Source organism: Rhizobium gallicum bv. gallicum R602sp (genome assembly GCF_000816845.1).
GTDB lineage: Bacteria > Pseudomonadota > Alphaproteobacteria > Rhizobiales > Rhizobiaceae > Rhizobium > Rhizobium gallicum.
Genome location: NZ_CP006877.1, coordinates 2,037,174 through 2,051,705 on the forward strand (window position 1 = coordinate 2,037,174; position 14,532 = coordinate 2,051,705).

Annotated in this window: 16 protein-coding genes; 7 read left to right on the plus strand and 9 right to left on the minus strand. The window is 60.9% G+C overall.

What is annotated here, in order from left to right:
• Positions 1–7 precede the first annotated feature (7 nt).
• Positions 8–430 carry an NUDIX domain-containing protein gene (locus RGR602_RS10195; RefSeq protein WP_039845001.1) on the plus strand — a complete coding sequence of 141 codons (423 nt, stop codon included), beginning with the start codon at positions 8–10 and terminating at the stop codon, positions 428–430.
• Here the strand turns inward: RGR602_RS10195 and RGR602_RS10200 are convergent, their stop codons facing one another.
• Genes RGR602_RS10200 through RGR602_RS10230 form a run of 7 tightly spaced genes read right to left on the minus strand, consistent with a single transcriptional unit; the run spans position 431 to position 6,113 of the window.
• Positions 431–748: a TfoX/Sxy family protein gene (locus RGR602_RS10200; protein ID WP_039845002.1), complete on the minus strand. Its 318-nt coding sequence runs from the start codon at positions 746–748 to the stop codon at positions 431–433.
• A 2-nt stretch (positions 749–750) separates the two neighbouring features.
• The gene (locus RGR602_RS10205) at positions 751–2,385 is read right to left on the minus strand and encodes an NTP transferase domain-containing protein (RefSeq protein ID WP_039845003.1); all 1,635 of its coding nucleotides are present in this window, start codon (positions 2,383–2,385) and stop codon (positions 751–753) included.
• Entirely contained in the window at positions 2,382–3,089 is a 708-nt protein-coding gene (locus tag RGR602_RS10210; protein WP_039845004.1) for an XdhC family protein, read from the minus strand. The genes RGR602_RS10205 and RGR602_RS10210 overlap by 4 nt, the downstream gene beginning before the upstream one ends.
• On the minus strand, positions 3,089–3,418 hold the full coding sequence (locus RGR602_RS10215) for an XdhC family protein (protein WP_039845005.1): 330 nt from the start codon (positions 3,416–3,418) through the stop codon (positions 3,089–3,091). The genes RGR602_RS10210 and RGR602_RS10215 overlap by 1 nt, the downstream gene beginning before the upstream one ends.
• On the minus strand, positions 3,415–4,671 hold the full coding sequence (locus RGR602_RS10220; RefSeq protein WP_039845006.1) for a vWA domain-containing protein: 1,257 nt from the start codon (positions 4,669–4,671) through the stop codon (positions 3,415–3,417). Before RGR602_RS10220 ends, RGR602_RS10215 begins: the two co-directional genes overlap by 4 nt.
• Before the next feature lie 2 nt (positions 4,672–4,673).
• A complete protein-coding gene (locus tag RGR602_RS10225) occupies positions 4,674–5,597 on the minus strand; it encodes an AAA family ATPase (RefSeq protein WP_039845007.1) in 924 nt (307 codons plus the stop codon).
• Between the two features lie 21 nt (positions 5,598–5,618).
• A complete protein-coding gene (locus tag RGR602_RS10230; protein WP_039845008.1) occupies positions 5,619–6,113 on the minus strand; it encodes a flavin reductase in 495 nt (164 codons plus the stop codon).
• A gap of 173 nt (positions 6,114–6,286) precedes the next feature.
• Between RGR602_RS10230 and RGR602_RS10235 the strand changes: the two genes are divergently transcribed.
• From RGR602_RS10235 to purB, 4 genes are all read left to right on the plus strand, one after another.
• Positions 6,287–7,369 (plus strand): ABC transporter substrate-binding protein, encoded by a 1,083-nt coding sequence (locus RGR602_RS10235; protein WP_039846774.1) that lies wholly within the window; start codon positions 6,287–6,289, stop codon positions 7,367–7,369.
• A 115-nt stretch (positions 7,370–7,484) separates the two neighbouring features.
• On the plus strand, positions 7,485–8,162 hold the full coding sequence (gene rpe, locus RGR602_RS10240; protein ID WP_039845009.1) for a ribulose-phosphate 3-epimerase: 678 nt from the start codon (positions 7,485–7,487) through the stop codon (positions 8,160–8,162).
• Between the two features lie 19 nt (positions 8,163–8,181).
• On the plus strand, positions 8,182–8,667 hold the full coding sequence (locus RGR602_RS10245) for a hypothetical protein (RefSeq protein WP_039845010.1): 486 nt from the start codon (positions 8,182–8,184) through the stop codon (positions 8,665–8,667).
• A gap of 64 nt (positions 8,668–8,731) precedes the next feature.
• Entirely contained in the window at positions 8,732–10,033 is a 1,302-nt protein-coding gene (gene purB / locus RGR602_RS10250; protein ID WP_039845011.1) for an adenylosuccinate lyase, read from the plus strand.
• A 45-nt stretch (positions 10,034–10,078) separates the two neighbouring features.
• Here purB and RGR602_RS10255 read toward each other — a convergent pair whose 3' ends face one another.
• Together RGR602_RS10255 and RGR602_RS10260 are read right to left on the minus strand one after the other, a co-directional pair.
• Positions 10,079–10,537 carry a low affinity iron permease family protein gene (locus tag RGR602_RS10255; RefSeq protein WP_039845012.1) on the minus strand — a complete coding sequence of 153 codons (459 nt, stop codon included), beginning with the start codon at positions 10,535–10,537 and terminating at the stop codon, positions 10,079–10,081.
• An 85-nt stretch (positions 10,538–10,622) separates the two neighbouring features.
• On the minus strand, positions 10,623–11,420 hold the full coding sequence (locus tag RGR602_RS10260) for a DUF2189 domain-containing protein (protein ID WP_039845013.1): 798 nt from the start codon (positions 11,418–11,420) through the stop codon (positions 10,623–10,625).
• A 166-nt stretch (positions 11,421–11,586) separates the two neighbouring features.
• Between RGR602_RS10260 and RGR602_RS10265 the strand changes: the two genes are divergently transcribed.
• Entirely contained in the window at positions 11,587–12,141 is a 555-nt protein-coding gene (locus RGR602_RS10265; protein ID WP_039846775.1) for an RBBP9/YdeN family alpha/beta hydrolase, read from the plus strand.
• A gap of 129 nt (positions 12,142–12,270) precedes the next feature.
• A complete protein-coding gene (locus RGR602_RS10270) occupies positions 12,271–14,520 on the plus strand; it encodes a bifunctional diguanylate cyclase/phosphodiesterase (RefSeq protein WP_039846776.1) in 2,250 nt (749 codons plus the stop codon).
• Positions 14,521–14,532 lie beyond the last annotated feature (12 nt).

Here is a 14,532-nt window from a genome sequence, read left to right on the forward strand (position 1 = left end):
TCTTCCGATGGGCAAACCTGGCATTCATTTTCCAGGTCTCGGTGTCGGCCTGGTGATTTTGCGCGACGGCAAGATCCTGCTTTACAAGCGCATTCGTGTGCCTGAGGCCGGTCATTGGAGCATCGTCGGCGGCAAAGTAGATCATATGGAGCCAATTGCCGAAGCCGCGCGCCGGGAAGCCGAGGAAGAAACCGGATTGACGATTGCTCGCACCGAACTTCTCGGTCATGCGGAAGTGATTTCAGGCGCCGATGCGCAGCATTGGGTCTCGTTTCTCTATATAGCTAGAGAAGTCAGCGGCGATCCGCAGTTGACGGAACCGGAAAAACTCTCGGATTTCGGCTGGTTCACGCGATCACAACTGCCGACACCACTTTCCGACTTTGCCAAGGCCGCAATCGGTTATCTCGACAACGAAGACTTCCGCTGATCATTCGGCTCTAAGCGCCGCCTCATAGGCAAGCCGCACCCATTTCGCCATTTCATCCGGATCGTCATAAGCCGCGTCCGGGATCGACCAGTAAGGCATTTTTACCGGATTGCCCTTCTTGCCCTCATAGAACCATTGGCTGGAGCCTGCTGCGGCAAACTCGGGCGAGCTCTTGTCATCGGCCTTGAGCAGCACTTCGCCTCCAACTTCGACCGCGACGATACGGCCGAGGTGATAGATGCCCTTGCCGCCGAACATACGCTTGATCGTCACGGGGCCGAGCCCCTGAAACATTTCCTCTATACCGGCCGCGTCCATTGCTATTCCTTCAATATGCCGCCTGCTGCGGCAATAGCCTCCGGCGTATCCACGTCAAGATGCGCACTCTCGCCGATATCGACATCGACGACCGGCAGCCGCGCCGTCTCGACGATGTGGCGCGCGCCGACATCGCCTTCGAGTGAAAGCACTGCATGATACAATGATCGCGGCAGAATGACCGGATTTCCGCGTTTGCCTCCGCAGACCGCCCGAACGATCGCCCGGCCCTCGGCCTGCTCGAACGCGCTGATCAAGTGATCGAGGTCCGCCGTCGAGACCCCCGGCATGTCAGCAAGCATGACAAGGACGCCCTCGGCGCCGTTCGCATGGGCATGTGCGAAGCCGGCCGCGAGAGAGCTTGCCATGCCGGAGGCATAATCGGAGTTGAAGACCGGCTGCACGTTCAAGCCTTCAAGTGCTGCTTCAATCTCAGCACGGCGATGCCCCGTTACGGCCACAACCGATAAAGCCCTGCTGGCAACAGCAATGGATGCCGAGCGGCGCATCAGCGGCATGCCATCAAATTCCGCAAGAAGCTTGTGCTGGCCGCCCTCGCCCATGCGGCGCGCCCTGCCGGCGGCAAGCAGGACGATCGCAACGGAAGCGTCGGCGCGTTTCCTGGCAGGCACATCGCGCGGCTGCGGCCGCGATTGTATCTCCATTAGCAGGCCTCCGACGCCCATCCCGGTCACCTCATGCGCACTCGGCTCTTCACCGGCCAGAATGCGGTCGAGGACCCAGTCAAAACCATTTTCCTTCGGACTGCGGGCGCAACCAGGCGCACCGACGACATAAGTCTCGCCGATGCTGCCGAGGACCATCAGATTTCCCGGATCGACGGGCATGCCGACGCTCAAGATACGCCCGCCCGCCTCGCGTATTGCCTGCGGAATGACATCTGCCGCGTCGATGACCGCCGAGGCACCGAAGACGATGACGAGCTTCGGCACCTTCTCCGGGATCCTCATGATATCCTGGATCGAAGCGGCAAGAGCCTTGGTCTCATGCGGCACGCGCCGCTCCCGCAGCAGACGATTGCCGCAAGCAGCCAACCGCCGCTCAAGGATGCGCGCCGTCTTGTCCATCACCGACACTTTCAGCGAAGGCAGTTCCGTGGCAATCAGCGAAACGGCATGATCGGCAAACGGCTTCACCTGAAATGGCCCATTTGCGCGAAGCTCCGCACAGGCGGCAATTAACTTCGCGCCCGGAACCGCCAGGGGAATGATCTTGAAGGTCGCCACCATATCGCCGGCGCTGACACGTGTATGATCGGCAAGACAGGCGAGCGTGATCGCCGGATCGATGCGGTTCAGGCGATCGACGGCCTCCCGGTCAGCCACGAAAAGCCCGTCCGCCACGGCATAGATGTTGACGCGGCCGGTCGCAGCCTCCGAAAAGCGGAGATGATCAGGCGCGATTGCCTCACTCAGCCGTGCCGCCGCTTCGTCCTCGCCTAGATCGCCGTCCTCCAGGCGTGCGGCAATAATCTTCTCGATGCCCGAGTTCTTCAGCCGCTCGACGTCGACAGCGTCAACCACATGGCCTTTGGGTAGAGTCCCATCCGGCATCTTGACGGAATGGGCGAGTATGAGCCCTTCCGCACCGCCGACATCGAATTCGCCAAAGATCATGCTTTGTCACCTTTCGGCGAGGAGACGTCGCGCGAGCGCAAGGTTTGGATGATCTGCGCAAGGATCGCAACGGCAATCTCCGCCGGGCTGGAGGCGCCGATATCAAGCCCGATAGGGCCATTGATCCTCGCCAGTTCGCCGTCGGAACAACCCTCCTTCTTCAGTCGCTCAAGGCGCGAACCGTGGGTCTTGCGGCTGCCGAGCGCACCGACATAGAAACAGCCCGTTCGAAGCGCCTCGGCGATCGGGAAATCATCGATCTTCGGATCATGCGTGACCGCGACGACAGCGGTATAGGCATCGAGCGGACGGTCCTTCAGCACATCGACCGGCCAGTCGGCGGTGAGATCTATGCCGGCGAAACGCTCCGGCGTTGCAAAGGCGGTTCTCGGATCGATGATGCGGACATCGAAGCCTGCAAGCGCCGCCATCTGCGCCAGGACCTGGCTAATATGAACCGCGCCGATGATGACGATATGGGCTGGCGGCAGGTGCACGTTCAGAAAGTACCTGCCGCCATCGATGTCGCAGATGCCGGACTTGCCGGAGCGGAATGCCGCAGCGACGGTATCGCTCAGTGCGCCATCGACCGGCCCGCCTTCGACGATCACGCGATCCGTCCCATGCTCCAAGTTGGTGACCAGCATCACGGCCTTGCGTGCTCGGCGGGCGGCGTTCAGCCGCTCCAGATTGGCGGCGTCCATCAGGCAAGCCTTTCGACAAAGACGCGGATGCGCCCGCCGCAGGATAGTCCGACGCGCCAGGCGGTCTCGTCGGCAACCCCGAATTCCAGCATCTTCGCCTTCCCGTCGCCGATGACGTCCATCGCCTCCGCGATCACCGCACCTTCGACGCAACCGCCGGAGACCGAGCCCTCGAAATTGCCGTCACCATCGACTACCAGATGGCTGCCGGCAGGACGGGGCGCCGAGCCCCATGTTTCGATCACTGTCGCGATCGCCACACTGCGGCCGCTTTTCATCCATTCCTCCGCCGTCATCAGCGGATCGAGGCCGAAAGACGTCTCGCTCATGCAAAACCTCTCATTCTGTCGAGATAGCGCCGGGGATCGTGCGCCGGGGATCTGCCCGCATCGAGCGCCACAGCAAGGTCGTTCAAAGATGATAGATTGTGAACCGGACGGAGTTCGTCAACATGCGGCAGCATGGCGCGAACGCCGCGAGCCCGCGGCTCAAAGCCCTCGAAGCGCAGAAGCGGGTTCAGCCAGATCAGCCGCCGGCAGGATCGGTGCAGCCGGTCCATTTCTTCGGCCAGCAATTCGATGCCTTCCCGCTCCAGCCCGTCGGTGATCAACAGCACCAACGCGCCCTGCCCGAGGACGCGGCGTCCCCACAGCCGGTTGAACTCCCTCACCGTTTCGCCGATACGAGTGCCGCCCGACCAGTCCTTCACCGCGGCGGCACATTCGTTCAGTGCCTCGTCCGGATCCTTGTGGCGCATCTGCCTGGTGACATTGGTGAGCCGCGTTCCGAAAAGGAAGGTATGGACACGGCGTCGGCTCTCCGTCAGCACGTGCAGGAAATGCAGGAAGATGCGGGTGTACTGGCTCATCGAGCCTGAAATATCCGCAAGCACCACCAAAGGCGGTTGGATCTCTTTCTTTTCGCGATAGCGCGGCAGGATCAGCGACCCACCGGTGCGCAGTGCCGAGCGCATCGTCGCGCGTGGATCGACCTGCCGGTGAACACGCGATTGCCTGAAACGCCGAGTTGGAACGCTGTCGAGCGGCAGTTGCAGCCGGACCAATTCTTTTCTCGCCAACGCAATTTCCGCCGCCGACATTTGCGCGAAATCCATCCGGCGAAAGACTTCGTTCCCGGAGGTGGTGAACCGCGCGTCAATCTCGATATCCGGCTCGTCACGAGGGGGCTTGTCGGGCCGATCACCGAGAATCGCATCGCTGGCGCGCGTTTCGCCCGCCTTTGCCTTTTCCCTTTCACGGTTGTCGGGCGCCTGTGGCAACATCATCGCAATCATCTTCTCCACGAGATCGCGGGAGCGCCAGAAAAGCCGGAAGGCTTCGTCGAAGACAGGCTTGTCCTCGTGCCGTTTGACGAAAACCGAAAAGAGCGCCGCGTGGAATTCCTCGCGCGAACCCATGCCGATCGCCTCGACCGCTTCGATAGCATCGGCAATGGATCCCGGACCGATCTTGAGCCCCGCGTTACGCAGCGCTCTGGCGAAGAAGACGATATTGTCGGCAAAGCGCCCCTCGGCCGGCGGCGGCGGAACGACGATCCCATCCTGCGCCGGTTGTGTTTTCATCTTTAACCCGCTGCCCTCAACTCGTCCTTGACCTCGGTCAGCACACGGGCGCCTTCGCCGCCATGAATGCGCGCAATGTCGTCCTGGTATTTCAGGAGCGTGCCGATCGTGTCGGAAATGGTCTCCGGATCGAGCGCCAGACGGTCGAGTTCGGTCAGCGCCGTCGCCCAGTCGATCGTCTCTGCCACGCCGGGGTTCTTGAAGAGATCGAGCGTGCGCAGCTTCTGCACATAGGCGATAATCTGCTGGGAGAGAGCCTGGTTGCAGCCGGGCACCTTCCGGCGGATGATCTCCAGTTCCTGCGCGGCCTCCGGATAATCGACCCAGTGATAGAGGCACCGGCGCTTCAGCGCGTCGTGCACTTCGCGCGTCCGGTTGGTCGTGATGATGACGATCGGCGGCTCGGCGGCCTTGATGGTCCCAAGCTCGGGTATCGTCACCTGGAAATCCGAGAGCACTTCCAGCAGGAAGGCTTCGAAAGCCTCGTCGGTACGGTCGAGTTCGTCGATTAGGAAGACCGGCGCACGGCCTTCCGCAGACGAAAGCGCCTGCAACACAGGGCGGCGGATGAGGTAGCGCTCGGAAAAGATATCGGATTCGATACGGCCGCGATCGGTCAATCCAGAGGCTTCGGCAAGCCGGATCTCCAGCATCTGCGCCGGATAGTTCCACTCGTAGACGGCGGATGCGACATCGAGGCCTTCGTAGCATTGCAGCCGGATCAGCGGCCGGTCGAGCGCCTTCGACAGCACCTTCGCGATCTCGGTCTTCCCGACGCCGGCCTCTCCTTCGAGAAACAGCGGCCGCTTCATCTTCAGGGCGAGAAAGAGGACCGTCGCCAGCGACCGGCCTGCGAGATAATCCTCTCTTGCCAGCATGGCGATCGTCTCGTCGATAGACGCGGGCGGCAGCGGATGATCGGGCATGTCTCCTCCCTTTTAAGGGAGTTATAGCGTGTGATAGTCGCGGTTCATATAGAGCAGCGCCGGTTTTGTTTCGTTGAAACGCACGGCCACGACCTCACCGAAAATGATGTGGTGGGTCGACATCTCCTTGATCTCCATCACCCTGCAATCGAAGGAGGCAAGCGAATCCCAGAGCACGGGCGCACCGGTGACGAGCTTGTCGAACTTGCCGGTCGCAAACCGCTCGTCGTTGCTCATCGGCGTGCGTCCGGAAAAGGCGTCGGCCAGCGCCTGATGGTGCGCGCCAAGCGTGTTCAGCGCGAAAATGCCGCTCTGGAAGAAGATGTCGTTCTTCGGATTGCTGTTGTTGAGGCAGACGAGCACGCAGGCCGGATCGTCGGATACCGAACAGGCCGCGGTAATCGTCACCCCGCGGCGTGTCTCGCCAAGCACCGTCGTCACGAGCTGCACATGACCGCCGAAACGGCTCATGGCATCGCGATAAAGCTGGGGATCGATCGGCTGCCTGTTCAACAAATGCGGTCTCCTGCGGCCGCGCCGCCTGTTCTCGTGCCGCTAATATGGATGGCATCGGTTACCTTTTCTACAATGAAGCCGACGAAATGCGGCGCATTCCGCCTGTTTTTCTTTGACGATTGCCGCCGGGCAGCTAAAAGGGCATGAAGGGCGACAGGGAACCGGCGATTTTCATGAGTATTCTGCGTGGCATAGCGGCTTTTTCGATGCTGTTTCTTGCAGCAGCCGAAAGCCATGCCGCGGGCGTTACGATCGGCGTCATCGCCCCCCAGGGCGGCAACCTGCAGCAGCTTGGCGCCCAGGTATTCGCCGGAGCGAACTATCAGATCACCAAGGATGGCAATACGGTCGTCACAATCAACGAGCCCTGTGAGGAAAACAGTGGTGCCGCGATTGCCGATGCGCTGGTAAACGCCAAGGTACAAGTCGCAATCGGCTTTCTCTGCAGCGAAACGCTGGAAAGTGCATTGCCGAAGCTCAAGGATGCAAACATTCCGGCGATCACCGTCTCGGTGCGCGCACGCATCCTGATGGAAGACGCATTGAAGAACGGTTGGCCGCTGTTTCGTTTGGCGCCGGCCGATGGCGCCGAAGCCGCACGCATCATCGAAGCGATGCTCAACGACTGGGAGGCAGCGCCGATCGCCCTCATCGAGGACGGCACCATCCATGGCCGCGAACTGACCGAGGCCATCCGGAATGCACTTGAGGAAAAAGGGCTGAAGCCCGTCTTTACGGACACCTATCGCCCGGGTCAGGATCAGCAGATCGCCCTCGTCCGCCGCCTGAAGAAGGCCGGCGCCACCAAGGTTTTCATCGGCGGCGACCGCGCCGACGTCGCAGTCATCGCCCGAGATGCCGCAGCTGAGAAGATTCCGCTCGCTATTTTAGGCGGAGATGCAATGCGCGCGGCAAACCAGCCGCTGCCGCTTCCGGACGGCGTGCGTGCCGTCACCATGCCGGAATTCGACACTTTGCAGCCCGCACAAGCCGCAGCGGCGGAGTTGCGCGCGCAAGGCATCGAGCCTGAAGGCTATGTCCTGCCGGCAGCCGCAGCAGCGGCCGTCGCGCAGCAGGCGGCAACGGCCGCCATGGCAGAAGGAAAGACGGTGGCCGAAAAACTCGCAGGCACGAGGTTCTCTACGCCGATCGGCGATCTGACGTTCACGGCTGGCCACGAGCTTTCGGAGAACCCTTACAGGCTGCTGGAATGGCGCCGCGGCATTTTCGCCGCGCCCGCCGCGTCCGGCGATTAACCCGAGACGAGAATGCCGTTTACACAGAGTTCACGAGTGCAGCGTCGATGCTGTTGCCCGTTCGATTGAGCCCTGCTAAACCGCCGCAAGTTCCCCACGGAGGAAGAAGAGTGCCATGACCCTGCCGATCCGGATTGCCCCCTCCATTCTGGCTGCGGATTTTGCCAAGCTCGGACAGGAAGTACGCGATGTGACGGCGGCAGGCGCAGACTGGATCCACCTCGACGTCATGGACGGCCATTTCGTGCCGAACATCTCCTTCGGCGCCGACGTCATCAAGTCGTTGCGCTCCTATACGGACGCGACCTTCGATTGCCACCTGATGATCTCGCCGGCCGATCCTTATCTGGAGGCTTTCGCCAAGGCCGGCTGCGACCGCATCACGGTTCATGCTGAGGCAGGACCGCATCTTCACCGCTCGCTGCAGACGATCCGCAATCTCGGTAAGAAGGTTGGAGTGACGGTCAATCCGGCAACGCCGCTGTCGGCGATCGAGAACGTTCTCGACGACGTCGACCTCATCCTCATCATGTCGGTGAACCCCGGCTTCGGCGGCCAGAAATTCATTCCCGCGATGGCCAGAAAGATTGCAGCCGCGAAGTCCCTAATCGGTGACAGGCCGATCGAGCTTGAGGTCGACGGCGGCGTCACCATCGAGACCGCACCGATCGTTGGCAAGGCGGGCTGCAATGTGCTCGTCGCCGGTTCGGCGATCTTCAAGGGCGCCTCCGTCGAAGCCTACCGCAGCGCCATCAGCGACCTGCGAAGCGCTGCAAAAGCCGGGCGCTCATGACATTGGCATATCGTTGACGATGGACCGAATACGCGCTGCCAGACCACCCATTTTGGAGCTGTTTGGCGGCGCCGCGCTTTGGGGCCTCATGATGATGGCTTCGGCGATGTCGGCGCTTTACATGCGCAATCGCTTCGAGACGGAACACGCGGCCGAACTGGCGCTTCTCTATTTCGCCGGCGGCCTTTTCTCCTGGCCCTTCATGCTGCCGATCGGCCGCTTCTTCGCCTACCGGCGCCGGATCGACACGCGCTTTGCCGCCTTCTTCGTCTGCCTGACGGCGGGCACGATGCTGATGACGGCATTTCTCTTTTCAATGGACTACCGCATTTTCTATTCGCGCTGGCATGCGCCGTTCGGCAGCCTGGTATGGACCTATCAGTTCATCTTCACCGGCGCGAACGCCGTCTATCAGTTCCTGGTCCTCGGTCTGCGGCTCTTCTTGCCGTTCGGCCTCGTCTGCCTGCTTGTAACCAGCTACGCGCTTGCAAAACGCATGCGTTGAGATTACCGCGCGTCTTTGCTACAGGGGCGCCAGAAAGTCTTCCTCGCAACGAAAGCAGTGAGCCATGATCCCGCGTTACTCCCGCCCAGAGATGGTCGCCATCTGGTCGCCCGAAACCAAGTTCCGCATCTGGTTCGAGATCGAAGCACATGCCTGCGACGCGCTGGCCGAACTCGGCGTCATTCCAAAGGAAGCCGCAAAGACGATCTGGGAAAAAGGAGGCGCGGCAGAATTCGACGTCGCCAGGATCGACGAGATCGAAGCCGTCACAAAGCATGACGTCATCGCCTTCTTGACGCATCTTGCCGAATTCGTCGGACCGGACAGCCGTTTCGTGCACCAGGGCATGACCTCGTCCGACGTGCTCGACACAACGTTCAACATCCAGCTGGTGCGCGCCGCCGACATTCTGCTCGCCGATATGGATCGCGTACTTTCAGCGCTGAAAACGCGCGCCTTCGAGCACAAGGACACGGTCCGCATCGGCCGCAGCCACGGCATCCACGCCGAGCCGACCACCATGGGGCTCACCCTCGCCCGCTTCTATGCAGAGATGGGCCGCAACCACGCCCGCCTCGTCGCCGCACGCGCCGAGATTGCCACCGGTGCGATCTCCGGCGCTGTCGGCACCTTCGCCAACATCGACCCGCGCGTCGAAGAACATGTCTGCGCCAAGCTCGGCCTCACGCCTGAGCCGGTCTCGACCCAGGTCATCCCGCGCGACCGCCATGCGATGTTCTTCGCCACACTCGGCGTCATCGCTTCGTCGATTGAGAACATCGCGATCGAGGTCCGCCACATGCAGCGCACCGAGGTTCTGGAGGCCGAGGAATTCTTTTCGCCGGGCCAGAAGGGCTCGTCTGCTATGCCGCACAAGCGTAACCCGGTGTTGACCGAAAACCTCACCGGCCTTTCCCGCTTGGTGCGCATGTCGGTCGTGCCGGCAATGGAAAACGTGGCGCTGTGGCACGAGCGCGATATCAGCCACTCGAGTGTCGAGCGCGCCATCGGCCCGGATACGACGATTACGCTGGATTTTGCCCTGAACCGCCTGGCCGGCGTCATCGAAAAGCTCGTGGTCTATCCCGAGAACATGGAGAAGAACCTCAACAAGTTCCGCGGCCTTGTCCATTCGCAGCGTGTTCTCCTGGCCCTCACCCAGGCCGGCGTTTCCCGCGAGGACGCCTATCGCCTCGTGCAGCGCAACGCCATGAAGGTCTGGGAACAGGGCAAGGACTTCCTCGAAGAACTGCTCGCCGACCAGGAAGTCCGTGCGGCACTTTCGGAAGATGATATCCGAGAGAAGTTCGACCTCGGTTACCACACCAAACACGTCGACACGATCTTCAAGCGCGTTTTCGGCTAACCCCCCGCAGCATTCGAAAACGGCGCCGGAGCAACGGCGCCGTCGTCATTTTTTCTTGCGCGATGGTGCAGCGCGTTTGCTTCCCTGCGATCTTTTGCGGCGTCCTTCAACCGCCTGCGACACATTGCTCGCCTCCGTGCGGCCTTTTCCTCTGGCGGCTTTCGCCACCAGCCGGTCTAGATGTTTCAAATCCTCCTCGTCGAGGTTTTCGATACCGATGAAGCGGTTCTCGGCATGGCTGGTCAGGATGAGTTCATCGAGTTTGGCCTGGATGGCACGCGTGTCGCGCATCTGCGCGTTCTGCAGCACGAAAACCATGAGGAAGGTCACGATCGTCGTGCCTGTATTGATGATCAGCTGCCATGTTTCTGAATAGTCGAAGAACGGCCCCAACACCGCCCAGACAATGATGACCGCGACCGCGAGAACGAAGATGGCCGGCTTCCCCGCCCATTCGGACACGTTGGTGGCAAAGCGGGTAAAAACGTGCCGCGATGCTGGCATGGAAACCTCCTTCAAAGACATCGTCAGATTAACTTTGAAGGAGGTTGCAGGTTCCGCTCGCTTAACGCACAGACTGCATCGTGCCTTATGCAGGCGTGACCAGTTTTCTGTAGAGATGCCATGTTGCGTGGCCGAGGATAGGCATCACCAGCGCCAGCCCGACAAAAAGCGGAATCGTGCCGATGACCAGCGCCGCAGCAATGATCAGGCCCCACAGCATGACCGGTACCGGGTTGACGACAGTTGCGCGGATCGAAGCAGCCATAGCAGCCACCAGCCCTACATCGCGATCGAGAAGCAAGGGAAACGTGACGACGGTCGTCGCCAGAACCACGATGGCGAAGACGAGCCCCAGCAGATTGCCCCAGATGATCAGTTGCATGCCTTCGGACGTGCCGAAAATCTGCGAGGTGAATACTTCGATCGACCGCGGGAAAACATCGCCGAACAGGTTCGTGTAGAGCGTCTGCGCTGCGACGAGCCAGACGATGAAGAAGCCGAATAAAAGCAGCCCGCCGACGATGATCGACGGCAAGGCCGGCGATTGCCTGACTTCGAGCGCATGCCTCCACGACGTATCGAGACCCGCCTCACGGCGGCGGCTGATTTCGTAGAGCCCGATGGCGGCAATCGGCCCGATCAGCGCAAACCCGGACATCAGCGGAAAGATCATCGGCAGAAGGTTTGCGTCCGATGACAAAAGAGCAAGAAAAATGCCAGCAATCGGATACATGAGGCATAAGAACACGTAATGGGAAGGCTTTTCGCGAAAATCGTCCAGCCCGCGACGCAACGCGTCGAAGACGTCTGCGGTGCTGATCTTGTTGATAGCGAGACGTGCGTAGCGCTCGCCTGATCCTGTCATAACATGAAATGCCGACATGGCTTTCTCCTCCGTAAGCCGATCGGCCGGCGGCGGGAATGCATCGGCATTGACGCAGCCGACACGAGAAACCGCAACCGGCAATGGCGCGATCATAACGAATTTCACTGCCGTTGTCGCGCTTTCCCTTGACAGAACGGCCAAGCTTTCTCACATCGGCGGGATCATGAAAGCTTCTGACGTCGATATTCTCATCATCCCTGGCTACACGAATTCCGGCCCCGACCACTGGCAGACCCGTTGGCAAGCAAAGCTCAGCACCGCACGGCGCGTCGAACAGGCGGAGTGGTCAAAACCGGTCCGCGAAGATTGGGTCGCCCGCATCGCCGAGGAGGTGAACGCCTCGTCCCGCCCCGTCGTCCTTGTCGCCCACTCGCTCGGAATACCCTCGGCGATCCATGCGATCCCGCATTTCAGGAAGAAGGTGGCCGGCGCTTTCTTCGTGGCACCGCCCGATGTCGCCAACCCGAAGATCCGCCCGAAGCACCTCATGACCTTCGGTCCCTACCCGCGCGATCCGCTGCCGTTCCCTGCGATCACAGTGGCAAGCCGCAACGACCCATTCGGCAGCTACGAGCATGCCGATGACGTTGCCGCAAGCTGGGGCTCGCTTCTGATCGACGCTGGTGAATCCGGCCATATCAACGCGGAGTCAGGCCACGGCCCCTGGCCGGAGGGAACGATGGTCTTCGCGCAGTTCCTGAGCCGCCTGAAGCCGTAGGCCCTGGCAAACCGAAAGTTTTCCGCGTCTTTCAGGCACCGCTTAACCGTTATTTTATTCAATGACTTCAGACTGCCTGCACGCGAATTGAGCGAGTGCGCAGTGAAGCAGCGAAAACAGGTCAGCGCGATCGATACTGACAACAAGCTTGCGGTGAAGCAGGCACCGGATACCTCCGATCTGGCGGAGCGCGAGAGCCGTTGGAACTATGCGCTCGTCGGCTCTGGCCTCGGCGTCTGGGACCACAACAACCTAATCGGCACCAAATACTACTCCGATACATGGAAAGAAATCCGCGGCATGGCTCCGCACGAGGAGGCCGACGGAGACTACGAGGAATGGCTCAAGCTTCTTCATCCCGATGACCGCGACTTCGTCATCATGGCCATTGAGAAGCAGATCGCAGGGGACCCGGATTATCACGTGTTCGAATACCGGGAGCGCCACAAGAACGGCGGCTGGGTCTGGATCGAATGCCGCGGCGCCTGCGTTGAATGGGACGAAAACGGCGCTCCTGCCCGCATCGTCGGCACGGATACGGACATCACGGCCCGCAAGCGATCCGAGGAGATGCTCGAGCACCTGTCGCGCAGGCTGGATCTCGCTCTCGAAATCTCGCGCATCGGCGTTTTCGAAGCCGATCTCAACGCCGCAACAGTCGAGTGGGACGACCGCTTGCTGGCGATGTACGGGCTTGAAGGCACGCCGCGCGTAAAGCTGAGCGAGGCATGGGAGCAGGCGCTGCACCCGGACGACCGCGAGCGCACGCTGAAGAACCTAGACGCAAGTCTCGAAAAAGACCGCGGCCTGCTGCAGGAGTTTCGTATCATCCGCGGCGATGGCGCCGAACGCGTCATTCGCTCCCGCTCGGCTTTCTTCCTGGATGCCGACGGCAACCGCAAACTCATCGGCGCAAACTGGGATGTCACCGAAGAGGTCAGTCTTCGCAACGATCTGCAGAAGGCAAAGGATCTCGCGGAAGCCCGCAATCAGGAACTCGAAGCCGCCAGGGAAAGCATCGAGCATCTGGCGCTTCACGATTATCTCACGGAACTGCCCAACCGCCGCTATCTCGACCGCATGCTCGATGAGCGTTCCGCCGGATGCCGCGAGAATGGCTTGACGCTCGCGATCCTGCATATCGACCTCGATCGTTTCAAGCAGATCAACGACACCCTCGGCCACCGCGCCGGCGACGCCATGTTGAAACACGCGGCCAGGGTGCTGAAGGAGAGCGTGCGCGCCAGCGATTTCGTTGCGCGCATCGGCGGCGACGAGTTCGTCGTACTTTGCACGATCGACAGTTCTCCGAAGAAGCTTTCCAATATGGCAGCTCGCATCATCCGCGAACTCAGCAAGCCGGTCCGCTACGAAGGCCATGACTGTCGCTTCGGCGCCAGCATCGGCATTGCCGCAGAAAGCGGCAAGGACCTCGATGCAAAGCAGTTGTTGCTCAACGCCGATATTGCGCTTTACCGCGCCAAGGGCGCAGGCCGCAACCGCCATGAATTCTTCTCGAAGGACGCCCGCCGCACCATCATCGCGGCGAAGCGCCTGTCGGACGAAATGCTGCTCGGACTGGAGCGCAACGAATTCATTCCCTTCTATCAATTGCAGTTTCATGCCCAGACGCTGGAGGTTGCCGGCGTGGAGACGCTGGCACGCTGGCGGCATCCGGAGCACGGATTGTTGACACCAGGCCACTTTTTGACGATTGCCGAAGATCTTGACGTCGTCTCAGCGATCGACGGCCTGATCCTCGAGAAAGGGCTGGCTGATCGCGCCGCCTGGGCAAGAGACGGTTTCGTCACACCGAAGCTTTCGGTGAATGTCTCCTCTAGGCGCCTGGCCGATCCGGGCCTTGGCAAGAAGCTGCGGGTGCAGAAGATCGAGCCGGGGATCCTCTCCTTCGAGCTCTTGGAATCGATATCGCTTGACGATTGCGATGATGCAGTCCTGACCAATCTCAGGCAATTGCGCAAGCTCGGGATCGATATCGAGATCGACGACTTTGGCACCGGTCATGCCTCGATCGTCAGCCTGCTCAAACTCAGTCCTCGCACGCTGAAGATCGACCGGGAGCTGATCCGCATGCTGCCGCAGTCGGCCGAGCAGAGAAAGCTCGTCCGTTCGATCATCGATATTGGCCGTTCGCTGAACATCCTCGTCACGGCCGAGGGTGTCGAAAGCATGGATCATGTCCGCATCCTTAGCGATCTCGGCTGCGACATGCTCCAAGGCTATGCCCTGGCCCGGCCGATGCCGGCCATGCAGATTCCGGCTTTTGTACGCAATGCGGGCTGGCGGCGGCACGACGGCGACGCCCACGCCCTTCAGGGTGTTCTTCGCCAGCACATCAAAAGCAACCGCAGCAAATAAAGCCTGCATAAG

Excerpts from the sequence above, each read along its gene's own strand:
- RGR602_RS10220 (WP_039845006.1), bottom strand. The coding sequence starts at position 4,671 with ATGAAAACACAACCGGCGCAGGATGGGATCGTCGTTCCGCCGCCGCCG.
- RGR602_RS10225 (WP_039845007.1), bottom strand. The coding sequence starts at position 5,597 with ATGCCCGATCATCCGCTGCCGCCCGCGTCTATCGACGAGACGATCGCC.
- RGR602_RS10260 (WP_039845013.1), bottom strand. The coding sequence starts at position 11,420 with ATGTCGGCATTTCATGTTATGACAGGATCAGGCGAGCGCTACGCACGT.
- purB (WP_039845011.1), top strand. The coding sequence starts at position 8,732 with ATGATCCCGCGTTACTCCCGCCCAGAGATGGTCGCCATCTGGTCGCCC.
- RGR602_RS10255 (WP_039845012.1), bottom strand. The coding sequence starts at position 10,537 with ATGCCAGCATCGCGGCACGTTTTTACCCGCTTTGCCACCAACGTGTCC.
- RGR602_RS10210 (WP_039845004.1), bottom strand. The coding sequence starts at position 3,089 with ATGGACGCCGCCAATCTGGAGCGGCTGAACGCCGCCCGCCGAGCACGC.
- RGR602_RS10205 (WP_039845003.1), bottom strand. The coding sequence starts at position 2,385 with ATGATCTTTGGCGAATTCGATGTCGGCGGTGCGGAAGGGCTCATACTC.
- RGR602_RS10235 (WP_039846774.1), top strand. The coding sequence starts at position 6,287 with ATGAGTATTCTGCGTGGCATAGCGGCTTTTTCGATGCTGTTTCTTGCA.
- RGR602_RS10265 (WP_039846775.1), top strand. The coding sequence starts at position 11,587 with ATGAAAGCTTCTGACGTCGATATTCTCATCATCCCTGGCTACACGAAT.
- RGR602_RS10245 (WP_039845010.1), top strand. The coding sequence starts at position 8,182 with ATGGACCGAATACGCGCTGCCAGACCACCCATTTTGGAGCTGTTTGGC.
- RGR602_RS10215 (WP_039845005.1), bottom strand. The coding sequence starts at position 3,418 with ATGAGCGAGACGTCTTTCGGCCTCGATCCGCTGATGACGGCGGAGGAA.
- RGR602_RS10200 (WP_039845002.1), bottom strand. The coding sequence starts at position 748 with ATGGACGCGGCCGGTATAGAGGAAATGTTTCAGGGGCTCGGCCCCGTG.
- RGR602_RS10195 (WP_039845001.1), top strand. The coding sequence starts at position 8 with ATGGGCAAACCTGGCATTCATTTTCCAGGTCTCGGTGTCGGCCTGGTG.
- rpe (WP_039845009.1), top strand. The coding sequence starts at position 7,485 with ATGACCCTGCCGATCCGGATTGCCCCCTCCATTCTGGCTGCGGATTTT.